This window comes from Paraburkholderia aspalathi, assembly GCF_900116445.1.
Lineage (GTDB): Bacteria > Pseudomonadota > Gammaproteobacteria > Burkholderiales > Burkholderiaceae > Paraburkholderia > Paraburkholderia aspalathi.
Map to the genome: position 1 here is coordinate 1 of NZ_FPBH01000010.1, position 20,962 is coordinate 20,962.

The window sequence follows — 20,962 nt, forward strand, 5'->3', positions numbered from 1 at the left end:
ACTTTTTTAAATATTCCCCTTTCCGGGTGTCCAGGTTTACTTGACCACTACAGTGCCGCCCCGCACAGGGGCAACGCTAATAGACCACTAACAATTCAAGGAAAGGCCAACGCCCCTAAGAACACAGACAAAAAGCGCCAAGCAGACAACAAGCTCAAGAAAACCCCACCGCCGCAGGCAAACCCACAGCACAAGCCCCCGGCAAGCCAAAATCCCATTATATGAATCAAACATTCACATATTGGAGATTTCCAAAAAACCGCCCTACAATCCACACCAACACGCACCGTGAGCTCAAAAAGCCACGACCAGCGACAGCAAGAAAAAAACCGGAGACAAGCCAAACACCATGCCAAAGCCTCAAAGGCAGCAACCGCACGCCCGCGCCAGTGGCAACACACGCGCCGCGAGCAAACCAGGCCCCCTCTCCGGCCCCGCGCTGTAAGCGCAAAAAACTACCTGAAAGCGAATCGCCATGAACAAAGCGATGCCCAATCACGCCGTAAGCGAATCTGACGCCGATCTGGCGCCGCAGGCCGATCACGCTTCCAGCGCCGCGCCGCGGCAGGCTGTCAACGCTACGAAGGTTTCACGCGCCAGCGTCCAGCATCCGCCCGTGGTCGACGAAATCGCCTTGCCGAGCACGTTGCTCGACATCACGCCGCAACAGGCCGGCACGCAAACACTGCTGCGCGGCCTCGCGATTCTGGAAGCCGCCGCCGCCGGCGTGCGCGATCTGCGCACCTTCGGCGCCGCGCTCGGCACGACCCGCAGCACCACGCATCGGCTGGTCAGCAGCCTCGTGCAGGCGCGCTATCTGCGGCAAGTGCAAGGCGGCTATCTGCTCGGCCCGAAGCTGATCGAACTCGGCACCATCGCACTCGAACAGATGCCGCTCACGACCGTCGCCCGGCAGCATCTCGAATCGCTCGCCGAACAAACGCTCGACACGATCCACCTCGGCGTGCGCGATGGCGACGACGTGCTGTACATCGACAAAATCCCCGGCACCCGTGGCCTCGAAATGCGCTCGCGCGTCGGTCACCGGATGCCGCTGGCGTCGACGGGGATCGGCAAAGCCATGATGCTCGACCTCACGCCGGACGTCTGGCAGTCGCTCTTCGAAGCATCGCGGCGTGCGCTCGCCGGCGTCAGTTTCAAGCCGGATAACCGCCCCGATGCGCAGACCTTCATGCAGCGCATGACCAACTACGCCGCCGGCGGCTACACCTTCGACCTCGAAGAAAACGAAGCGTCGATCCGTTGCGTCGCAGCGCCGGTGCGCGATGCATCGGGAGCAGTCGTGGCGGCGCTGTCGGTGGCGAGCACGATTCCGTATATGTCGCTCGAGCGCATGGATGAACTGATTCCAGTCGTGCAGCGCGAAGCGCGCGCGATCTCGGAAGAACTCGGCTGGCGTGCCCCGCAACCGGCAACCCGCAGGATCAAACGATGAAGCGAGCGGGTTCTCACACGCAAGCGGCCAATCCGGTGCGCGCCGCCGCTGTCGCCGACGCCACCCTCCAGGACGCAGCGCTCATTGCGCTCGACTGGGGCACGACGTCGCTGCGCGCGTATCTGTACGACGCGGCCGGCGAGGTGCTGGCGACGCGGGCATCGACGGCCGGCATCATGAATTTGCCGCGTAGCGCCGAGCAAGGTGGCTTCGACGCCGCCTTCGAGGACGCGTGCGGCGCCTGGCTCGAACAGGCGCCCGCCGTGTCGGTGATCGCAGCCGGTATGGTCGGCAGCGCGCAAGGCTGGCTCGAAGCACCGTATGTCGATGCGCCGGCGAATGCGGATGCGCTGGTGGCCGGCATCGTCCGCGTGAAAGCCGCGTGCGGCGTGACGCTGCACATCGTGCCGGGCGTCCTGCAGCGCGGCGAGTTGCCTAACGTCATGCGCGGCGAAGAAACCCAGATTTTCGGCGCGTTGGGGCAGGACACGGGTGCAGTGGACAGCGGTAAGCGCGCACTGATCGGTTTGCCTGGCACGCACGCGAAATGGGCTGTCGTGCAAGCGGGTCGCATCGAACGTTTTCATACCTTCATGACCGGTGAAGTGTTCGCGGCTTTGCGCGAGCACACCATTCTCGGCCGCACAATGGTCACGCCGGATCGTCCGGATACCGCTTCGTTTCTGCATGGCGTGAACATCGCTCGCGATAAAGGTCAGGCGGGCATGCTGGCTACCGTATTCAGCTCCCGCACGCTCGGGCTCACCGGACAACTTTCGCGCGAACAGCAGCCGGACTATCTGTCGGGTTTGCTGATCGGGCACGAACTGGCCGGTCTCGAAGCCGCGCTGTCGCAACAGCAAAGTTCGCTTGCCGGGCAGCATCTGCGTCTGATTGGCAATGAAGCGCTGTGCGAGCGCTATCGCGTAGCACTGGTGCAATTCGGTTGCACGCACGCGGAGCTGGTGAAGCACGCCACCGAGCGCGGCTTGTGGCGCGTCGCGACCCAGGCGGGGCTCGTCAAGCCTACGCCGCAAGCGGCGCACGCCGGCTAACCGGCAGCGCTGCCGCTCACGAAACAAGGAATCGACATGCAACTTCACATCAATCTGCCCGCCCCGTACATGCCGCACGCGGGGTTGATCGCGGCGTTCGAGGTCTGTCCGCTGATCGCGATCATGCGCGGCGTGACGCCCGCCGATGCCGCCGAGCACGCTCAGGCGCTGTACGAAGCCGGCTTTCGCATCGTCGAAGTGCCGTTGAATTCGCCGCAGCCGTTCGACAGCATCGCGGCAATCCGCAAGGTGTTGCCGGCCGATGCGATCGTCGGTGCGGGCACGGTGCTGCATCCGAGTTTCGTCAACGACGTGAAGTCGGCCGGCGGCGAGCTGATCGTGATGCCGCATAGCGACCCGGAGGTCGTCGGCGCCGCGAAAGCGCAAGGCATGGCCTGCGCGCCGGGTGTGGCGACACCGAACGAAGCCTTCATCGCGCTGAAAAACGGCGCGGATGTGTTGAAGATGTTCCCCGCCGAACAACTCGGCTGCCAGGTCGTGAAGGCGTGGCGCGCGGTGATCGCGGCGGAAGTGCCGCTGGTGCCGGTTGGTGGGATCACGCCGGACAACATGGGTCCGTTCCTTAGCGTCGGCGCGAATGGCTTCGGCCTCGGCTCGGCGCTGTACAAGCCGGGACAGAGCGCGGCGGTGACGGCCTCGCACGCAAAGGCGTTCATCAACGGGTTGCGCATCGCCCGTGCAGGCGCGAAGAAATGAAGCGGCTCGCCGACAAAGTCACGTTGATCACCGGCGCCGGCCGTGGCATCGGTGCGGCGATCGCATTTGCGTTTGCGCGTGAGGGCGCGGCGGTCGTGCTGGCTGAACTCGATTTCGAAACCGCGCAGCAGACGGCGGAACAGATCAAGACGCAAACCGGTGCACGCGTGCTGGCGGTGCAGACAGACGTGACGCAATCGGCCTCGGTTCAGCATGCGGTGAGCGAGGCCGAGCAGGCGTTCGGCGCGGTCGACGTACTGGTCAACAACGCCGGCATCAACGTGTTCTGTGATCCGCTGACCATGACGGATGACGACTGGCGCCGTTGCTTCGCGGTCGATCTCGACGGCGTCTGGAACGGGTGTCGCGCGGTATTGCCGGGCATGGTCGAACGCGGCGCGGGCAGCATTGTGAATATCGCGTCGACGCATGCATTCAAGATCATTCCGGGATGTTTTCCGTATCCGGTGGCGAAGCATGGCGTGATCGGATTGACGCGTGCGCTCGGCATCGAATACGCGCCGCGTAATGTGCGGGTCAACGCGATCGCGCCGGGCTACATCGAAACGCAATTGACGCACGACTGGTGGAACGAACAAGCCGATCCGGCTGCCGCGAAACAGGCGACGCTCGCTCTGCAACCGATGAAGCGCATCGGCCGCCCGGAAGAAGTAGCGATGACCGCGGTGTTTCTCGCCTCGGATGAGGCGCCGTTCATCAACGCCACCTGCATCACCGTGGATGGCGGCCGCTCGGCGGTGTATCACGACTGAACGTAGCGGGGCAGCACGCAACAGGAAGCGGGAAACGCAACAAGAAGCAAACGGGCAGCAAGAACAAAGCAGCAAGGTTTCACCGGACGACGCGCTGGCCGCGTGTGTCACACCCGGTACAAGAAGACGCGGCCGATACCTTCTCGTTATCAATTAGTCAGGAGACACGCATTATGAAACGAAGAATTTTCCTCACGCTGGCAGCAGCGGCGACGGGTGTGCTCTTCAACGCACCGGTGGCGCAAGCAGCGGACCCGGTCAAGATCGGCTTCCTCGTGAAGCAGCCGGAAGAACCGTGGTTCCAGGACGAATGGAAGTTCGCCGAAATTGCCGCCAAGGAGAAGGGTTTCACGCTGGTGAAGATCGGCGCGCCGTCGGGCGAGAAGGTGATGAGCGCTATCGACAACCTGTCGGCGCAGAAGGCACAAGGCTTTGTGATCTGCACGCCTGACGTCAAGCTCGGGCCGGGCATCGTCGCCAAGGCGAAGGCCGACGGCCTGAAGATGATGACGGTCGACGACCGTCTCGTCGACGGCGCGGGCAAGCCGATCGCATCGGTGCCGCATATGGGCATCTCGGCGTACAACATCGGCAAGCAGGTGGGCGACGGCCTGGCCGCGGAAATCAAGAAGCGCGGCTGGGACATGAAGGACGTCGGCGCAATCGACGTCACCTACGAACAGCTGCCGACCGCGCATGACCGCACGAGCGGCGCAACCGACGCGCTGGTCGCCGCCGGCTTCCCGAAGGCGAACATCATCGCCGCGCCGCAAGCGAAGACCGACACGGAAAACGCGTTCAACGCCGCCAACATCGCGCTGACGAAGAACCCGAACTTCAAGCACTGGGTGGCTTACGCGCTGAACGACGAAGGCGTGCTCGGCGCGGTGCGCGCAGCGGAAGGCCGCGGCTTCAAGGCGGACAACATGATCGGTATCGGCATCGGCGGTTCGGACTCGGCATTGAACGAGTTCAAGAAGCCGACCCCGACGGGCTTCTACGGCACGGTCATCATCAGCCCGAAGCGTCACGGCGAAGAAACCTCGACGCTGATGTACGACTGGATCACGCAAGGCAAGGAACCGCCGATGCTCACGCTGACGACCGGCATGCTGGCTACACGTGACAACGTCGCCGATGTGCGCCAGAAGATGGGCCTCGCGGCAAATTAAGCGGCTGAAAGCGTAGTTAAATGAAGTGAACTGCCGGTGCGTCGTTTCTCCAAGGATTGGGCGCGCCGGCAACAGCAATACAAGATCAGCAGTTGAGACAGACCGTGTTTGCCGCTGGCGTGACTGCCTCGCAAAACACGCACGGTTCACACGAAGCAGCAATTAAGTTGCATGGGATAGGAGGCGAAGTGTCAGCGACGCTACGTTTTGACAATATCGGCAAAGTCTTTCCAGGCGTGCGCGCGCTCGACGGTGTGTCCTTCGACGTCAACGTCGGCCAGGTGCACGGCCTGATGGGCGAAAACGGCGCAGGGAAATCGACCCTGCTGAAGATTCTCGGCGGTGAATACCAGCCCGATTCGGGCCGCGTGATGATCGACGGCAATGAGGTGCGCTTCACGAGCGCGGCGTCGTCGATCGCGGCGGGGATCGCGGTGATTCACCAGGAACTGCAATACGTGCCCGATCTGACGGTCGCGGAAAACCTGCTGCTGGGCCAGTTGCCGAACTCGCTCGGCTGGGTCAACAAGCGTGAAGCCAAACGCTTCGTGCGCGAACGCCTCGAAGCGATGGGCGTGGCGCTGGATCCGAACGCGAAGCTGCGCAAGCTCTCGATCGCGCAACGGCAGATGGTCGAAATCTGCAAGGCGCTGCTGCGCAACGCACGCGTGATCGCACTGGATGAACCGACCAGCTCGCTGTCGCATCGCGAGACCGAAGTGCTGTTCAAACTGGTGCGCGATCTGCGTGCCGACAACCGCGCGATGATCTACATCTCGCACCGCATGGACGAGATCTACGAGCTGTGCGACGCCTGCACGATCTTCCGCGACGGCCGCAAAATTGCGTCGCATCCGACGCTCGAAGGCGTGAAGCGCGACACCATTGTCAGCGAAATGGTCGGACGTGAAATCGCCGACATTTACAACTACTCGTCACGGCCGCTCGGCGAAGTGCGCTTCGCTGCCAAAGCGATCGAAGGTCATGCGCTCGCACAGCCGGCCAGCTTCGAAGTGCGGCGTGGCGAGATCGTCGGCTTCTTCGGTCTGGTGGGCGCCGGGCGCAGCGAACTGATGCATCTGGTGTACGGCGCGGATCACAAGAAGGCCGGCGAAATCGTGCTCGACGGCAAGCCGATCAAGGTGCGCAGCGCAGGTGAGGCGATCAAACACGGCATCGTGCTGTGCCCGGAAGACCGCAAGGAAGAGGGCATCGTTGCGATGGCGACCGTGTCGGAGAACATCAATATCAGTTGCCGCCGTCACTATCTGCGCGCCGGGATGTTCCTCGATCGCAAGAAAGAAGCGGAAACCGCCGACCGTTTTATCAAGCTGCTGAAGATCAAGACGCCGAGCCGTCGCCAGAAGATCCGCTTTCTGTCGGGGGGCAACCAGCAGAAGGCGATTCTGTCGCGCTGGTTGGCCGAGCCCGATCTGAAGGTCGTGATTCTCGACGAGCCGACGCGCGGGATCGACGTCGGCGCGAAGCATGAGATCTATAACGTGATTTATCAGCTCGCTGAACGCGGCTGCGCGATCGTGATGATTTCGTCGGAATTGCCGGAAGTGCTCGGCGTATCCGACCGGATCGTCGTGATGCGTCAGGGTCGGATTTCCGGCGAGCTGGCGCGTAAGGACGCAACGGAACAATCCGTGTTGGGCCTCGCCTTGCCGCAAAGCTCGACAGCGCTGCCCGGAACCGCAGCCACCGAGCAAGCGGCCTGAACATTATTTGGACGAAAGTCCGGCAACCCGTGGGGAACGGGAGGAGTCTTCAACATGCAAGCCAGAGAAAACCTCGCGCAACAAGCCGCAAAAAGTGCGGCCGAAGCGCTGATTCCGCAAGGCAACGACAAGGCGAAATGGTGGCAGCAGATCACCGAGTACAGCCTGATCCTGATCTTCATCGTGATGTTCATCACGATGTCGCTGACGGTCGACCACTTCTTCTCGATCGAGAACATGCTCGGTCTCGCCCTGTCGATTTCGCAGATCGGCATGGTCGCGTGCACGATGATGTTCTGTCTGGCCTCGCGCGATTTCGACTTGTCGGTGGGGTCGACAGTCGCGTTCGCCGGTGTGCTGTGCGCGATGGTGCTGAACGCGACCGGTAACACGTTCATCGCAATCATCGCGGCTGTGTTCGCGGGCGCAGTGATCGGCTTCGTCAACGGCGCCGTGATCGCCTATCTGCGCATCAACGCGCTGATCACAACGCTCGCAACGATGGAAATCGTCCGCGGTCTCGGCTTTATCGTGTCGCATGGGCAAGCCGTGGGCGTGTCGTCGGATACGTTTATCGCACTGGGCGGTTTGAGCTTCTTCGGCGTGTCGCTGCCGATCTGGGTCACGCTGCTGTGCTTCATCGTGTTCGGCGTGATGCTCAATCAGACCGTGTACGGCCGTAACACGCTGGCAATCGGCGGTAATCCGGAAGCCTCGCGTCTTGCCGGTATCAATGTCGAACGCACGCGCGTTTATATCTTCCTGATTCAGGGCGCCGTCACCGCGCTGGCCGGTGTGATTCTGGCTTCGCGGATTACGTCGGGCCAGCCGAACGCGGCGGAAGGCTTCGAGCTGAACGTGATTTCAGCGTGCGTGCTGGGCGGCGTGTCGCTGCTCGGCGGTCGTGCAACGATCTCCGGTGTCGTGATCGGCGTGCTGATCATGGGTACGGTTGAGAACGTGATGAACCTGATGAACATCGACGCGTTCTATCAGTACCTCGTGCGTGGCGCGATCCTGCTCGCCGCTGTGCTGCTCGACCAGTTGAAGAACCGCGGCTCACGGGACTAACCCGGGATTGAACCCGGAAATAAACCCGCGGCTCACCCACCTTGCTCTAAAAAGGAATCGAACGATGTCGTCTCCGGCCAATGCAAACGACCGCCTCGCGGACAACGCGTTTGCCCGCTATCCGAGTCTCGTCGACCGAACGGTGTTGATCACGGGCGGCGCGACCGGTATCGGCGCATCGTTCGTCGAGCATTTTGCGGCGCAGGGTGCGCGCGTCGCGTTCTTCGATATCGACGCGACCGCAGGTGAAGCGCTCGCCGACGAACTCGGCGATTCGAAACACAAGCCGCTGTTCCTGCCTTGCGATCTGACCGACATCGACGCGCTGCAAAAAGCGATCGCCGGTGTGAAGGCCGCACTCGGTCCGATTCAGGTGCTGGTGAACAACGCCGCGAACGACAAACGCCACGCGATTGGCGACGTGACGCGCGAGTTTTTCGACGCGGGGATCGCGGTGAATATCCGTCACCAGTTCTTCGCGGCGCAAGCGGTGATGGAGGACATGAAAGCCGCGAACGCGGGTTCGATCATCAACCTGGGTTCGATCAGCTGGATGCTGAAGAACGGCGGCTATCCGGTGTACGTGATGTCGAAATCGGCAGTGCAGGGTCTGACGCGCGGGCTCGCGCGCGACCTCGGTCACTTCAATATTCGCGTCAATACGCTGGTGCCGGGCTGGGTGATGACGGAAAAGCAGAAACGTTTGTGGCTCGACGATGCGGGCCGTCGCTCGATCAAGGAGGGTCAGTGTATCGATGCTGAACTGGAGCCGGCTGATCTCGCCCGCATGGCGCTATTCCTCGCCGCCGATGACAGCAGGATGATGACCGCGCAGGATATCGTCGTCGACGGAGGCTGGGCGTGAGTGCGGGGGCGGATTTGCCTGCACATAGCGCGGCGCTGCTGCTCGACACGAAATGCACGCTCGGCGAAGGCGCGACGTGGTGCGCGAGAACCGGCCGCTTCTACTGGAACGACATCGAAGGCGCGCGGCTGTGGCGCTATGACCCGCTTGACGGCGGCAGCACGTTCTGGCGCATGCCCGAGCGTCTCGGGAGTTTTGCGTTGTGCGCCGATCCGCGCTACCTGTTGCTCGGATTGGCGACGCATCTCGCGTTCTTCGATCTGACAACCGGCGAGACGCGGCGTATCGTCGACGTCGAACCGGGCTTGAACACGCGCGTGAACGACGGCCGCTGCGATCGTCAGGGTCGTTTCGTATTCGGCACGAAAGACGAGGGTTCGCCGTTGCAGGCAATCGGCGGGTTTTATCGTCTGAATCACGATTTGTCGCTGGAGCGTTTGCCGTTGCCCGCACCGGCGATCTCGAACAGCATCGCGTTCAGTCCCGACGGCGCGACGATGTACTACGGCGATTCGCCGACACGTGAAATTCGCGTTTGCGACTACCGCGCGGACGGCAGCGTTGCCAACGACCGCGTCTTTACGACATTGACGGACGCGACCGGCGAGCCCGACGGCTCGACCGTCGACAGTGATGGTGGCGTGTGGAACGCACAGTGGGGCGGCAGGCGAGTGGTGCGGTATGGCCCCGATGGCGTGGAAACCGAGCGTGTCGACGTACCGACCGCGCAGCCGAGTTGCGTCGCGTTTGGCGGCCCCTCAAGAGGACTTCCTTCAGGGCCTGTACAACTGGACACCCTGTACATCACGAGTGCGCGTATCGATCTCGATGCCGCCGCGCTAGCGGGCGATTCTCATGCGGGCGGCGTGTTCATCGCAACACCCGGACGACAAGGTTTGCCGGAACCGGTGTTCCAGGGCGCGCCTACATAGCGCAGAATGACGCAGCCTCAGTTGCAAGGCAGAGTGCAGTCGAGCAGTGATTTTGGAACTGAACCAGTTGTTGATGTCGCAAACCAAGTGCCAGCAAATCGGCAGTAGATCGGCAGCATGCAGTTCGGACCCTGAGGCGACCTGTGCAAAAAAAATCGCCCAACAGCATCCGTCAGCAATGACGGCAACGTCCTACGCCTCTCGATGGAGCCAGATATGACTGTTGCGAATCCTGTTTCCGCCTCTTCTCAGAGCCGGCGCGCGCGACTCAACGCGGCGGCCAATCCGGTGCTTCCGGGTCCCAGTACTTCTGCGGTTGCGGTCGGTGAGACGAGCGGCGGCGAGCTCGCGTGCATTACGCTCGCCAATGCGCATTTGCGCCTCGATGTCGCGCCGACGCTCGGCGGCGGCGTCACGCGTTTCGACTGGCGTAACGACGGCGCGCTCACGCCGATTTTCCGGCGCTGCCGTCACGTCGCTTCGGATACCCAGCCGAATCAGCTGGCCTGCTATCCGTTGCTGCCGTATTCAAATCGCATCGGCGGCGGTCATTTCAATGTGGCGGGGCGGCGTGTCGAGGTGCCGCAAAATCGCGCCGACGAAGCCTTGCCAATTCATGGCGACGGTTGGCTCTCCGCCTGGCAGGTTGCGGAGTCGGATCGCGAAAACGTGCGTCTGACGCTCGATCGCCACGACGGCAAACCGTACGCATTCCGCGCGACGCAAACCTATACGCTGGACGGCCCCACGCTCGTCATCACGTTGGACATCGAGAATGCCGGCCGCGAGGCGTTGCCTTTCGGGCTGGGCGTGCATCCATTTTTTGTGCGCGACGCTGACACCGAACTATCGGCGGCGGCAGGCGGCCTGTGGCTTTCCGGCGACGACTGGCTGCCGGTGCGTCATGTGCCGGCGCCGCCCGCGTGGCAATTCGGCGTGGCGTATCCGCTGCCGGAAACCATCGTCAATCACGCGTTCACGGGCTGGAGCGGACAGGCGGCCGTGGTGTGGCCGAAGCGGCGGCTGTCGCTGAATATCGCCGCCGACACCGACTACTACGTGCTTTACACGCCGCCGCGCGAAGACTTCTTCTGCTTCGAACCGGTCGACCATCCGATCAACGCGATGAATCTGGCGGGCGGCGCGTGCGAAAACGGGATGACGATGCTCGCGCGCGGCGAACGGCTCACGCGTACGTTCCGCTTTACCGTCGAACGCACGGGTTTGCGCTCGATGCCGGGTGCACGCGGTTCGCGCCGGCGACAGTAGGGCGCGAGCAGGGCGCAGCGGTACGGCGTACCCGTCGTCACGCCCCAGCCGGAACCGGCATGACGCGTGGCCGCGGCTTGTCGCGCAGGACAGGTAAAATACGCGCCACTTCCGTTATCGGCTCGCCGCGAGACTCACCATGTCCAATTTCATCCAGACACTCAACGACGCCTGGCAGCGCACGAACTCGCTGCTGTGCGTCGGCCTCGATCCCGAGCCCAGCAAATTCCCGGGCGCGCTCGCGGGCCGTCCCGAAGCGATTTTCGACTTCTGCCGCACTATCGTCGATGCGACCGCGCCCTATGCGTCGTCGTTCAAACCGCAGATCGCCTACTTCGCCGCTCATCGTGCGGAAGACCAACTCGAGCAGCTGATTGCGCACATTCACGCGAACCACCCGGGCCTGCCGGTGATTCTGGACGCGAAGCGCGGCGATATCGGCAGCACCGCCGAGCAGTACGCGCGCGAGGCCTTCGAGCGCTATCAGGCGGATGCGGTGACGGTGAATCCGTATATGGGTTTCGATTCGATCCAGCCGTATCTGGAGCACGAGGGCAAGGGCGTGATCGTGTTGTGCCGGACCTCGAACGCGGGCGGCTCGGACCTGCAGTTTCTGGAGACGGGCGGGCGTCCGCTGTATCAGGTCGTCGCGCAACTGGCGGCTGACAAGTGGAATGCAAGCGGCCAGCTGGCTCTCGTGGTCGGTGCGACTTTCCCGAAGGAAATCGAAGTGGTGCGTGGGATCGTCGGCGATATGCCGCTACTGATTCCGGGCATCGGCGCGCAAGGCGGCGATGTTCAGGCGACGGTCAACGCCGGCCGGACGGCGAACGGCACGGGCATGTTGATCAACTCGTCGCGGGCGATTATCTACGCCGGTAAGGATGACGATTTCGCCGAAGCCGCGGCTAAGGCCGCGATGGAAACGCGTGACCGGATCAATGCGTTCCGGTAATTGAGGGTGAGGCCGGTCAGGTAACCGGCCCCAGCCGCTCGATAAACACCGCATGCTGCGGATGCCGCGCTTTTAGCGCTTCGACATCCGCCAGTTCGAACTCGCTGAACTCAAACCCCGGCGCGACCGTGCAACCCACCAGCGCGAACGTCGCCGGGTCCGCGCATTCCGCGGCAAACCACAAACCCGCGGGCACCACTGCCTGAAACACGGCATCCGGATGCGTCAGCGCATTGCCCAACGTGTGCGTAATCAACCTGCCCGCTTCGTCGAGCACGTGGACATTCAAAGGCTCGCCGGCATAAAAATGCCAGACCTCGTCGGACTTGATCCGATGCCACGCCGAATGCGCGCCGTCGCAAAGCAGGTAGTAAATCGCGGTGGACGCCGAGCGCGTCTGCGTTGAACCGTCATCGCGGCGCACGGACTCCACGGACCGATACGTTTCGCTGAAAAATCCGCCTTCCGGATGCGGCTTCAGATCGAAGCGACGGATCAACTTGTCTTTGGCTGCGTGCGAAGTCGACGTATTGGGCATCGTGGCGGGGCCTCAGATTTTGAACCAGACGTTAATGTTCGCGCTCGTCGAGCAGGGCCAACACACCGCGCAGCGCGTGCGCGGCGGCCTGCACGCGGATCTTCTCGCGATCGCCCTTGAAGACTTTGGTTTCGACGGACGTATGCAGCCGATTGCTCCAGCCGAACGACACCATGCCGACCGGCTTGGTTTCCGTTCCACCGCCCGGGCCGGCGACGCCGGTAATCGACACCGACACCTGCGCGCGACTGTTGCGCAGCGCGCCCTCCGCCATCGCGCGCGCCACCTGTTCGCTGACCGCGCCGTGCTTTTCGATCAGGTCGGCCGGCACGCCGATCATCTCGGACTTCGCCTGATTCGAATACGTGACGAAGCCGCGCTCGAACCAGCCGCTGCTGCCGGAAATATCGGTGATCGCAGTCGCCACCATGCCGCCTGTGCAGGATTCGGCGGTGACGAGCATCAGGCGCTCGTCGCGCAGGCGGTTGCTCACGCGAATCGCAAGCTGGTGAACCACGGAATCGGTAGGCATGGCGTCAATCCGGAAAACGGGGAACTGCTGCGGGAGGCTGTCGGCAGCCGGTGACCGGCGGGCAACGGTTAAACCGACATGCGCCAGAGCGCAATCACGAGCAACGTGAAGAACGCGGCGACCAGGTCGTCGAACATGATGCCAAAACCACCTTTCAGTCGGCGATCGAAATAACCAATGGGCGGCGGTTTCACCATGTCAAAGAAGCGGAACACGATGAACGCCCAGAGTTGCCCGGTTAGCGTGACCGGCGTGACCATTAGCAGCACCAGCCAGAACGCGATGATTTCGTCCCAGACGACCGGCGACGGATCGTCGGTGCCCAGCTTCTTAGCGGTAAAGCCGCAGATCGCAATGCCGCCGAAAAAGCCGGCGACGATCAGAACGCCCCATTCGACCACGGTCAGATAACGGCTCAGGACGGCGAACGAGGCCCATGCGAACAGGGTGCCGACGGTGCCCGGCGCAACCGGCGACAAGCCGCTGCCAAAGCCCAGCGACAGAATGTGCAGCGGATGCGACAGCATGAAACGCGCGGTGGCGCGGCGCGGCTGAGGACGCGGCGCGCGCGGGCCGGACGCGTTGGGCTGCGGATGGCCGATCAGATCGTCGGCGGGGCCCAGCGGGGGGTCAGTCTGCATGGAAATGGTCGAAGCCTTGCAACGTCAGAGTGAGCGGCGCGCCGGCGGCATCGCGCCAGCCGATCGCCGGGCGGTCGGCCGCCGTTTGAAGAGCGCTTATTGTACCGATGCGGGTGACCGGTACGGCGACCTCGCGGCCGGCTGCTTCGACCTTGGCGCGCGCTGCGGCCGGGGCGGTGAAGCACAGTTCGTAATCGTCGCCGCCGGCTAGCGTGCAACGTTGCTGGATCTCGGGCGAGAGGCGGCGTAGCGCGGTCGAACGCGGCACGGCGTCGACGTCGACCGTGGCCTGCACGTTCGAGCGTTCAAGAATGTGCTGTAGGTCGCCGGCGAGCCCGTCCGATAGATCGAGCGCTGCATGCGCGATCCCCCGCAACGCGAGACCGAGGAAGATGCGCGGCTCGGGACGTTCGAGGGCGCGACGAAACGTCGCAGTGTCGCTGGCATCGGCAGACCACTCGCCGCGCTGCACGCCCAGCCCGGCACGGGCGTCGCCGAGCGTGCCGGAGATCCAGATATCGTCGCCCGGTTGCGCGGCGTCGCGGCGCAGTGCAACTTGCGACGGCACGCTGCCGAACACGGTGATGCACAGATTCAACGGGCCGCCGGTGGTGTCGCCGCCGATCAGATCGCAGCCGTAGCGCCCAGCCAGCGCGAAGAGGCCATCGCTGAAGGCGGCGAGCCACGCCTCGTCGGCTTTGGGCAAGGAGAACGCCAAGGTGAACGCCTGCGGCTTTGCGCCCATGGCGGCGAGATCCGACAGGTTCACCGCGAGCGCCTTGTGACCGAGCGCCTCGGGATCAACGTCAGGAAAGAAATGGCGGCCTTCCACCAGCATGTCCGTCGATATCGCCAGCATTTCGCCGGGGCGCGGCGCGAGCAGGGCGCAGTCGTCACCGATGCCGAGTTCGCCTTCAGCAGTACGGGACGACGCAGCGGCTGCGCGGCGGGCGAAGAAGCGATCGATCAGCGAAAACTCAGAGAGCATGGGGTAGTGGGTAAGCGGATAAGTGCAACGAAAAGTCGCTAACGGCGCGCATTGTACGGAGACGTCCGCGGGTAAACACTCTATTCGCGCTCAACTCCGATTCAACGAGTGGTTGGCCCAACGTGTGCCATGTCTGCCTTTCGCTATATTTCAGTCGCGGCAGTTGTACCCGTATTGAAGGAATCGAGCCGGCAATTGGGGCTACAATGCCGTCGAACATCTATTCTAATCCGCCCTTCGAAGCCCGCCTTATGTCGACTCCCGTCAATAGCAAACTCCGCGAAGCCGCTCTCGATTATCACGAGTTCCCGACCCCCGGGAAGATCGCGATCGCCCCCACCAAGCAGATGATCAACCAGCGCGACCTCGCGTTGGCATACTCGCCGGGCGTCGCGTTCGCGTGTGAGGAAATCGTCGAAAACCCGCTGAACGCCGCCCGTTTCACCGCGCGCAGCAACCTGGTCGGCGTCGTCACGAACGGCACCGCGGTGCTGGGTCTTGGCAACATCGGGCCGCTCGCCTCGAAGCCGGTCATGGAAGGCAAGGCCGTCCTGTTCAAGAAGTTCGCCGGCATCGACGTGTTCGATATCGAGCTGAACGAGTCCGATCCGCACAAGCTGGTCGAGGTGATCGCCGCGCTGGAGCCGACCTTCGGTGGTATCAACCTCGAAGACATCAAGGCGCCGGACTGCTTCATCGTCGAGCGCGAATGCCGCAAGCGCATGAAGATTCCGGTCTTCCACGATGACCAGCACGGTACGGCCATCGTCGTCGCGGCGGCCATCACCAACGGCTTGAAGGTGGTCGGCAAGGACATCAAGAAGGTCAAACTGGTGGCGTCCGGCGCGGGCGCGGCGGCGCTGGCCTGTCTGGATCTGCTGGTCGACATCGGCCTGCCGCTCGAAAACATTACCGTCACCGACCTGGCCGGCGTGGTCTACAAGGGCCGCGTCGAACTGATGGACCCGGACAAGGAACGCTTCGCACGCGAAACCGACGCTCGCACGCTCGCTGAGGCGATCGGCGGCGCGGATATTTTCCTTGGCCTCTCGGCCGGCGGCGTACTGAAGCAGGACATGGTCAAGCAGATGGCCGACAAGCCGCTGATTCTGGCGCTGGCCAACCCGACCCCGGAAATCCTGCCGGAACTGGCGCTCGAAGTGCGTCCGGACGCGGTGCTCTGCACGGGCCGCACGGACTACCCGAACCAGGTGAACAACGTGCTGGTGTTCCCGTTCCTGTTCCGCGGCGCACTGGATGCGGGCGCCACGACGGTGACGCGTGAAATGGAGATCGCCGCGGTCAATGCGATCGCCGAACTGGCTCGCCAGGAGCAGAGCGATATCGTCGCGACGGCGTACGGCATCCAGGATCTTTCGTTTGGTCCGGAATACCTGATTCCGAAGCCGTTCGACCCGCGCCTGATCGTCAAGGTCGCGCCGGCGGTGGCGAAGGCCGCGATGGATTCGGGCGTCGCCGAGCGTCCGATCGAAGACATGGACGCGTACGAACAGCATCTGCAGCAGTTCGTGTATCACAGCGGCACGACCATGAAGCCGATTTTCCAACTGGCGCGTGGCGTCGAGCCGGAGAAGAAGCGCATTGTGTTCGCGGAAGGCGAAGAAGAGCGCGTTCTGCGCGCGATGCAGATCATCGTCGACGAAAAGCTCGCGAAGCCGATCCTGATCGGCCGTCCGGCGGTGATCGAACAGCGCATCGCGCGTTACGGTCTGCGTCTGATCGCGGGTCAGGACTACTCGGTCGTGAACACCGACCACGACGAGCGTTACCGCGATTTCTGGCAGGAATATCACAAGATGATGTCCCGCAAGGGCATCACCGAGCAGATGGCGAAGCTCGAAATGCGCCGCCGCACCACGCTGATCGGCGCGATGATGGTGGAGAAGGGCGAGGCGGACGGCATGATCTGCGGCACGGTGTCCACCACGCATCGTCACCTGCACTTCATCGATCAGGTCATTGGCAAGAAGCAAGGCGCGAAGGTCTATGCGGCGATGAATGCGCTGGTGTTGCCGAACCGCCAGATTTTCCTCGTCGACACGCACGTGAACGTCGATCCGACGCCGGAACAACTGGCAGAGATCACGATCATGGCAGCCGAGGAAGTGCGCCGCTTCGGTATCGAACCGAAGATCGCGCTGGTGTCGCATTCGAACTTCGGTTCGAGCAATGCGCCGACCGCGCAGAAAATGCGCGACACGCTGGCGATCCTGCGCGAGCGCGCACCCGACCTGCAAGTGGACGGCGAAATGCACGGCGACCTCGCACTCGACGCGAATCTGCGCCGCGAAGTGCTGCCCGACTCGACGCTCGAAGGCGATGCGAACCTGCTGGTGCTGCCGAACATCGACGCGGCCAACATCTCGTACAACCTGCTGAAGACCGCCGCGGGCAACAACATCGCGATTGGTCCGATGCTGCTCGGCGCCGCCAAGCCGGTGCACGTGCTGACGGCTTCGGCCACGGTTCGCCGCATCGTCAACATGACGGCGCTGCTGGTTGCCGACGTGATCGCAGCCCGCTGATCCTTGATCCGGGACTGAAGCGTGGCGCCGCCTGATTTGGGCGCCATGCAAAAAAAAGGCGTGCCCGCAATGGGCACGCCTGCGGGTGAACAGGGGATAGCCACCCTAAAAAGGCCGAATGAGACCATTCCGCCTTCGAGAGACTGCGGATCCCCAAGGCTTTCATTAGAGGGAATGGGCTGCGCAATGGGCGCCCAGTGGGCTTGGGCCTGCCTTCATTTGCTTCGTCGGGTTAATTTTAGCCTGCACAAGCTAAATATTCTGTCAAAAGTCGTCAAAGCCCGTTCCGTGGCTCTTTCCCGCGCGATTGGAAGCTTTTGCCTGTCCGGCGAACGTTGATTCTGTGGGGTTTTAGCGATACCCTTACGACTTTCATGGTCGTCAAACTCGTGATCTAACAGCGGGGAACCTTGATTCATGGCACGCAAGTGGCTGCGCATTAAAGGCGTGCTGATCGGTGCTTTGACGCTCTGCGCTGTATCGGGCTCCGTGCCTGGCGCGTTTGCGCGCGACTACACGGCATCTGCCGATACACAAGCTCAGGTGCAGGGCACTATCGCGGCGGCGCAGTTGCCGCGCGAAGCGGTCAATACATTGAACTTGATTGCCGCGGGCGGGCCTTACCCGTATGAGAAGGACGGCATCGTATTCGGCAATCGCGAACGGTTGCTACCGCCGCATCGGCGCGGCTTTTACCACGAATACACCGTTCCCACGCCTCGTTCACGAAACCGCGGGGCGCGTCGCATCGTCTGCGGAGGTCCGCTACAGCGGACCGACAACTGCTATTACTCGGACGACCATTACACCAGTTTTAATCGTATTGTTGAATGACATCGGGATGAACGGCATGAGCGACAACGTCTACGCGCACGACTCCGGAGTCGCGACGGATCTTTTCGCGGCCGGCGACGGCAATTTGTTCCAGCGCGTCATGCGAATGCGCGCCGGCGACCAGGGCCGGGATAACCAGAGCGAAGCCAGCACTGTGCTCTCATCGAACGAGGAGCCCATGAGTCTTTTCAAGACCGTACGACCGAACATCGTACAGTCGATCCGCGCCTTTCGCGTGCAGGATCTCGCTGACGAGGCCAACCAGCTCGGCCAGCACTTTCTGTACGCGTACTGCGCGAATGCACAGTCCAAACAGGAAGTGCTGGAGACCATTGCTACGTCGTTCCTGTTTCCGAAGCATTTCGGCAAGAATTACGACGCGCTCTACGATTGCCTGACCGATCTGGTCCATAAGGCAGGCGCGCAGCCCGGGTTCGTGATCGTGCTTGAGCAGTTGCCGGTCGCGCAAAAGTTCGACAAGGAAGGGCGCGAGACGCTACTGGACGTGTTCCGCGAAGCGTCCGAGTTCTGGGCCGAGCGCAAGGTTGCGTTCCGGGTGTTTTATTCGTTTGCATAAGTAAGGTAGGCCTGAGCACCGCCTACCGTTGTAAAAGAAAGAGAAAGGCCCGCCAATTGGCGGGCCTTTGCTTTTGTTTTTGCTTGCGGCTTACCAGGCACCCCAGCGGGCTGCCAATGCCGAGAGCACTGCGATGCCGGCGGTCTCCGTGCGCAACACGCGCGGACCGAGGCCGACCGCGGTAAATCCGTGATCAGTCGCAGCGGCTTCTTCCGCCGCCGAAAAACCGCCTTCGGGGCCGACCAGCACGGTTACGCGCCCGAACGGCGGATTAGCGGGCAGTGCCGAAAAGCTGATGCTGGCGCGCGGCGACAGCAGAATGCGCATTTCGCCTTCTTCAGGCGTGCGAGGCAGCGCACCGAGCCACGTGGCGATCTCACGCACCGGCATCACTTCCGGCAGGCGATTGCGCCCGCACTGCTCGCACGACGCGCGCACGATGCCTTGCCAATGAACGTGGCGCCGCTGCGCGCGCTCGCCGGAAAGACGCACCACGCTGCGCGTGGTGGTCAGCGGCACGAAACACGATGCCCCGAGTTCGACGGCCTTCTCGATGAGCCAGTCCATCTTGTCGCCGCCGGCGATGCCCTGCGCGAGGGTGAGGTGATACGGCGCTTCCACTTCGATATTGCGGAATTCGTGAATTCTGACCTTGGCTGAGCGGCGTTCGACCTCGACGAGTTCGGCGCTGTATTCGCCGCCTTCGCCATTGAAAAGCACGATCGAGTCGCCCGGCTGCAAACGCAGCACGAGGATGTGGCGCGTGACGTCATCGGGCAACGGCATGATGTCGTCGGGCTTGAGGGGCGTACCGACGAAGAAGCGAGGCATCAGAAAAATACTCATTAGTTCAGGAAAGGTGGCGAGCGAGCGCCCAACGGTAGCCGTCCAGATCTTCGACCTGGGCAAACCGGTCGCCCCAGAATTGATCCTGTGGCTCGCTCAGCGATTTTGCGCCGGCGGCCAGCGCCCGCGTGTAAACCGCGTCGACATCGTCGACATAGACATAGAACGATTGCGGCGCGATCGCGCCCGCGCTTTTGGGTGTTTTCGCCGCCGAGCCGAACGCGCCTTCCGGCGCGAACATCACGATCAGCTGGCCTTGATAGGTCATCTCGACATGCATGACGACACCATCGTCCTGGACGCTGTCACGTACCTCGAAGCCGAATGCCGCTTCGAAGAACGCCGTGGCGGCACGTGCGTCGCGCACCGTCAGATAGGGGGTCAACCAGGGCACACCGGCTGGGCGGGAGGCGGTCATGGGGTTCTCCAGATCTTTTGGGGTTGCGGGATGCATGCTGCGAGGCCAGGCGGGCGGTCGCGCATCGATACACCGATGGCGCGCGCCAACCGACCGTGCATTCTGCCCACGCGTTAGCTTGATGGCTTTAAGAATTGACTTAGTTTATCGCGCACGGACCGGGATGCCGAGAGCAGTCCGGCATAGAGGGCTGGGTCGTAGTGTTTCAAGGAGCTGATTTGACGTGCGGCAAGGCGCTCGGTGAGTGCTTCGGCGGTGAGGCCGGCGGGGTCGAGTGTGTCGCTGGCGGTCGCCATCATCCAGAGCGAGCCGTAGAGCGGGATGAAGGTGCTCATTGTGCGCACGATGGCGAAGCTGTCGCGTAAATCGTTGAGCAGGCCGGCGACGCGTTCCGTGTGGAAATAGGGAGAACCGAGATGCAGCGAGAGTGCGGCGGTCGGGCTCATGACGCGCTTGAGCTGCATGTAGAAGTCGGGCGTGTAGAGGCCTGAGGCGGGTGAGTCCGGCGGTGTCAGGTCGAAGACGACGAGATCAAACGGCGTTGTGGTTGTGGCGGCCCCGGCGACGAAATCCGCGGCATCGCCGATTACGAGTTCGACCCGCGGATCATCGAAAGCGCCACCGTGCACTTCTGGCAGGTACTCGCGGGTCAGGCGCACGACGTCGGCATCGAGCTCCGCCACGACGATCCGCTCGATGCCCCGGTGCTTCAGCAATTGCCGCGCAGCGCCACCATCGCCGCCACCGAGCACCAGCGCTGCCTTCGGCGATGGATGCGCCAGCGCGGCCGGATGCACCATGCATTCGTGGTAGATGAATTCGTCGCCGGTGGAGGTCATCGGGCGGCCGTCGAGCGTAAACAGCCGGCCGAGCTGCGGCGTGTCCCACACTTCGATCCGCTGGTAGGGCGAATCGACGCGCGCAAGCCGCCGCGCGTTCGGAAATCCGTAGACGGCGTCGGCGGTAGGGTGGAACAGCAGGGGAGCGCTCACGGATGGCAGGCTCTGTTGGGAGCGCGGTGGGTTGGTGTCGCTCAATTGTAAAGGCGCAGGC

Annotated in this window: 22 protein-coding genes; 15 read left to right on the forward strand and 7 right to left on the reverse strand. The window is 62.8% G+C overall.

The features are described from left to right. From BM438_RS45880 to pyrF, 12 genes are all read left to right on the forward strand, one after another. Positions 1-225: hypothetical protein (locus BM438_RS45880; protein WP_143131717.1), on the forward strand; the 225-nt coding region annotated here is incomplete at its 5' end. Positions 226-475: 250 nt separating this feature from the next. Next, a complete protein-coding gene (locus tag BM438_RS16825; RefSeq protein WP_093635394.1) occupies positions 476-1,456 on the forward strand; it encodes an IclR family transcriptional regulator in 981 nt (326 codons plus the stop codon). After that, positions 1,453-2,511, forward strand: a complete 1,059-nt coding sequence (locus BM438_RS16830) for a 2-dehydro-3-deoxygalactonokinase (RefSeq protein WP_093635396.1) — start codon at positions 1,453-1,455, stop codon at positions 2,509-2,511. The genes BM438_RS16825 and BM438_RS16830 overlap by 4 nt, the downstream gene beginning before the upstream one ends. Positions 2,512-2,547: 36 nt before the next feature. Continuing rightward, a complete protein-coding gene (locus BM438_RS16835) occupies positions 2,548-3,228 on the forward strand; it encodes a 2-dehydro-3-deoxy-6-phosphogalactonate aldolase (RefSeq protein WP_093635398.1) in 681 nt (226 codons plus the stop codon). Beyond that, positions 3,225-4,001 carry an SDR family oxidoreductase gene (locus BM438_RS16840; protein ID WP_093635400.1) on the forward strand — a complete coding sequence of 259 codons (777 nt, stop codon included), beginning with the start codon at positions 3,225-3,227 and terminating at the stop codon, positions 3,999-4,001. The genes BM438_RS16835 and BM438_RS16840 overlap by 4 nt, the downstream gene beginning before the upstream one ends. Before the next feature lie 173 nt (positions 4,002-4,174). Next, positions 4,175-5,173 carry an arabinose ABC transporter substrate-binding protein gene (locus BM438_RS16845; protein WP_093635403.1) on the forward strand — a complete coding sequence of 333 codons (999 nt, stop codon included), beginning with the start codon at positions 4,175-4,177 and terminating at the stop codon, positions 5,171-5,173. A gap of 188 nt (positions 5,174-5,361) precedes the next feature. After that, positions 5,362-6,897 (forward strand): L-arabinose ABC transporter ATP-binding protein AraG, encoded by a 1,536-nt coding sequence (araG, locus tag BM438_RS16850; RefSeq protein WP_093635405.1) that lies wholly within the window; start codon positions 5,362-5,364, stop codon positions 6,895-6,897. A gap of 54 nt (positions 6,898-6,951) precedes the next feature. Next, positions 6,952-7,968 (forward strand): L-arabinose ABC transporter permease AraH, encoded by a 1,017-nt coding sequence (araH, locus tag BM438_RS16855; RefSeq protein WP_093635407.1) that lies wholly within the window; start codon positions 6,952-6,954, stop codon positions 7,966-7,968. 64 nt (positions 7,969-8,032) lie between these two features. After that, on the forward strand, positions 8,033-8,833 hold the full coding sequence (locus BM438_RS16860; RefSeq protein ID WP_093635409.1) for an SDR family NAD(P)-dependent oxidoreductase: 801 nt from the start codon (positions 8,033-8,035) through the stop codon (positions 8,831-8,833). Beyond that, a complete protein-coding gene (locus BM438_RS16865) occupies positions 8,830-9,765 on the forward strand; it encodes an SMP-30/gluconolactonase/LRE family protein (RefSeq protein WP_093635411.1) in 936 nt (311 codons plus the stop codon). Before BM438_RS16860 ends, BM438_RS16865 begins: the two co-directional genes overlap by 4 nt. Positions 9,766-9,981: 216 nt before the next feature. Continuing rightward, the gene (locus BM438_RS16870; RefSeq protein WP_093635413.1) at positions 9,982-11,034 is read left to right on the forward strand and encodes an aldose 1-epimerase; all 1,053 of its coding nucleotides are present in this window, start codon (positions 9,982-9,984) and stop codon (positions 11,032-11,034) included. Between the two features lie 139 nt (positions 11,035-11,173). Continuing rightward, the gene (gene pyrF, locus BM438_RS16875) at positions 11,174-11,989 is read left to right on the forward strand and encodes an orotidine-5'-phosphate decarboxylase (RefSeq protein ID WP_093635415.1); all 816 of its coding nucleotides are present in this window, start codon (positions 11,174-11,176) and stop codon (positions 11,987-11,989) included. 16 nt (positions 11,990-12,005) lie between these two features. Here pyrF and BM438_RS16880 read toward each other — a convergent pair whose 3' ends face one another. From BM438_RS16880 to thiL, 4 genes are all read right to left on the reverse strand, one after another. Further along, on the reverse strand, positions 12,006-12,527 hold the full coding sequence (locus BM438_RS16880; protein WP_093635417.1) for a cupin domain-containing protein: 522 nt from the start codon (positions 12,525-12,527) through the stop codon (positions 12,006-12,008). Between the two features lie 31 nt (positions 12,528-12,558). Continuing rightward, on the reverse strand, positions 12,559-13,059 hold the full coding sequence (locus tag BM438_RS16885; RefSeq protein ID WP_054034521.1) for a CinA family protein: 501 nt from the start codon (positions 13,057-13,059) through the stop codon (positions 12,559-12,561). Between the two features lie 68 nt (positions 13,060-13,127). Then, a complete protein-coding gene (locus BM438_RS16890; protein WP_171926716.1) occupies positions 13,128-13,700 on the reverse strand; it encodes a phosphatidylglycerophosphatase A family protein in 573 nt (190 codons plus the stop codon). Beyond that, entirely contained in the window at positions 13,690-14,688 is a 999-nt protein-coding gene (gene thiL, locus BM438_RS16895) for a thiamine-phosphate kinase (RefSeq protein WP_093635419.1), read from the reverse strand. The genes BM438_RS16890 and thiL overlap by 11 nt, the downstream gene beginning before the upstream one ends. Positions 14,689-14,894: 206 nt before the next feature. Between thiL and BM438_RS16900 the strand changes: the two genes are divergently transcribed. The 3 genes from BM438_RS16900 (at position 14,895) to BM438_RS16910 (ending at position 18,645) form a co-directional block, all read left to right on the forward strand. Next, positions 14,895-17,234: an NADP-dependent malic enzyme gene (locus tag BM438_RS16900; protein WP_093635421.1), complete on the forward strand. Its 2,340-nt coding sequence runs from the start codon at positions 14,895-14,897 to the stop codon at positions 17,232-17,234. A 417-nt stretch (positions 17,235-17,651) separates the two neighbouring features. Continuing rightward, positions 17,652-18,068, forward strand: coding sequence for a ribonuclease (locus tag BM438_RS16905; RefSeq protein WP_093635423.1), 417 nt, complete (start codon positions 17,652-17,654; stop codon positions 18,066-18,068). 16 nt (positions 18,069-18,084) lie between these two features. Beyond that, a complete protein-coding gene (locus BM438_RS16910) occupies positions 18,085-18,645 on the forward strand; it encodes a barstar family protein (RefSeq protein ID WP_093635748.1) in 561 nt (186 codons plus the stop codon). 90 nt (positions 18,646-18,735) lie between these two features. Here BM438_RS16910 and BM438_RS16915 read toward each other — a convergent pair whose 3' ends face one another. From BM438_RS16915 to speE, 3 genes are all read right to left on the reverse strand, one after another. After that, on the reverse strand, positions 18,736-19,476 hold the full coding sequence (locus BM438_RS16915) for a 16S rRNA (uracil(1498)-N(3))-methyltransferase (protein WP_093635425.1): 741 nt from the start codon (positions 19,474-19,476) through the stop codon (positions 18,736-18,738). A gap of 19 nt (positions 19,477-19,495) precedes the next feature. Then, positions 19,496-19,909, reverse strand: coding sequence for a VOC family protein (locus tag BM438_RS16920; protein WP_054034519.1), 414 nt, complete (start codon positions 19,907-19,909; stop codon positions 19,496-19,498). Positions 19,910-20,022: 113 nt separating this feature from the next. Then, positions 20,023-20,901 (reverse strand): polyamine aminopropyltransferase, encoded by an 879-nt coding sequence (speE, locus tag BM438_RS16925; protein ID WP_093635427.1) that lies wholly within the window; start codon positions 20,899-20,901, stop codon positions 20,023-20,025. Between the last annotated feature and the right edge of the window lie 61 nt (positions 20,902-20,962).

Coding starts and splice junctions, on each gene's coding strand:
- BM438_RS16825 (WP_093635394.1), top strand. CDS start 476: ATGAACAAAGCGATGCCCAATCACGCCGTAAGCGAATCTGACGCCGAT.
- BM438_RS16920 (WP_054034519.1), bottom strand. CDS start 19,909: ATGACCGCCTCCCGCCCAGCCGGTGTGCCCTGGTTGACCCCCTATCTG.
- BM438_RS16915 (WP_093635425.1), bottom strand. CDS start 19,476: ATGCCTCGCTTCTTCGTCGGTACGCCCCTCAAGCCCGACGACATCATG.
- BM438_RS16890 (WP_171926716.1), bottom strand. CDS start 13,700: ATGCAGACTGACCCCCCGCTGGGCCCCGCCGACGATCTGATCGGCCAT.
- BM438_RS16860 (WP_093635409.1), top strand. CDS start 8,033: ATGTCGTCTCCGGCCAATGCAAACGACCGCCTCGCGGACAACGCGTTT.
- BM438_RS16835 (WP_093635398.1), top strand. CDS start 2,548: ATGCAACTTCACATCAATCTGCCCGCCCCGTACATGCCGCACGCGGGG.
- BM438_RS16910 (WP_093635748.1), top strand. CDS start 18,085: ATGAGCGACAACGTCTACGCGCACGACTCCGGAGTCGCGACGGATCTT.
- BM438_RS16880 (WP_093635417.1), bottom strand. CDS start 12,527: ATGCCCAATACGTCGACTTCGCACGCAGCCAAAGACAAGTTGATCCGT.
- BM438_RS16870 (WP_093635413.1), top strand. CDS start 9,982: ATGACTGTTGCGAATCCTGTTTCCGCCTCTTCTCAGAGCCGGCGCGCG.
- araH (WP_093635407.1), top strand. CDS start 6,952: ATGCAAGCCAGAGAAAACCTCGCGCAACAAGCCGCAAAAAGTGCGGCC.
- BM438_RS16845 (WP_093635403.1), top strand. CDS start 4,175: ATGAAACGAAGAATTTTCCTCACGCTGGCAGCAGCGGCGACGGGTGTG.
- pyrF (WP_093635415.1), top strand. CDS start 11,174: ATGTCCAATTTCATCCAGACACTCAACGACGCCTGGCAGCGCACGAAC.
- BM438_RS16900 (WP_093635421.1), top strand. CDS start 14,895: ATGCCGTCGAACATCTATTCTAATCCGCCCTTCGAAGCCCGCCTTATG.
- BM438_RS16840 (WP_093635400.1), top strand. CDS start 3,225: ATGAAGCGGCTCGCCGACAAAGTCACGTTGATCACCGGCGCCGGCCGT.
- thiL (WP_093635419.1), bottom strand. CDS start 14,688: ATGCTCTCTGAGTTTTCGCTGATCGATCGCTTCTTCGCCCGCCGCGCA.
- BM438_RS16885 (WP_054034521.1), bottom strand. CDS start 13,059: ATGCCTACCGATTCCGTGGTTCACCAGCTTGCGATTCGCGTGAGCAAC.
- BM438_RS16905 (WP_093635423.1), top strand. CDS start 17,652: ATGGCACGCAAGTGGCTGCGCATTAAAGGCGTGCTGATCGGTGCTTTG.
- BM438_RS16830 (WP_093635396.1), top strand. CDS start 1,453: ATGAAGCGAGCGGGTTCTCACACGCAAGCGGCCAATCCGGTGCGCGCC.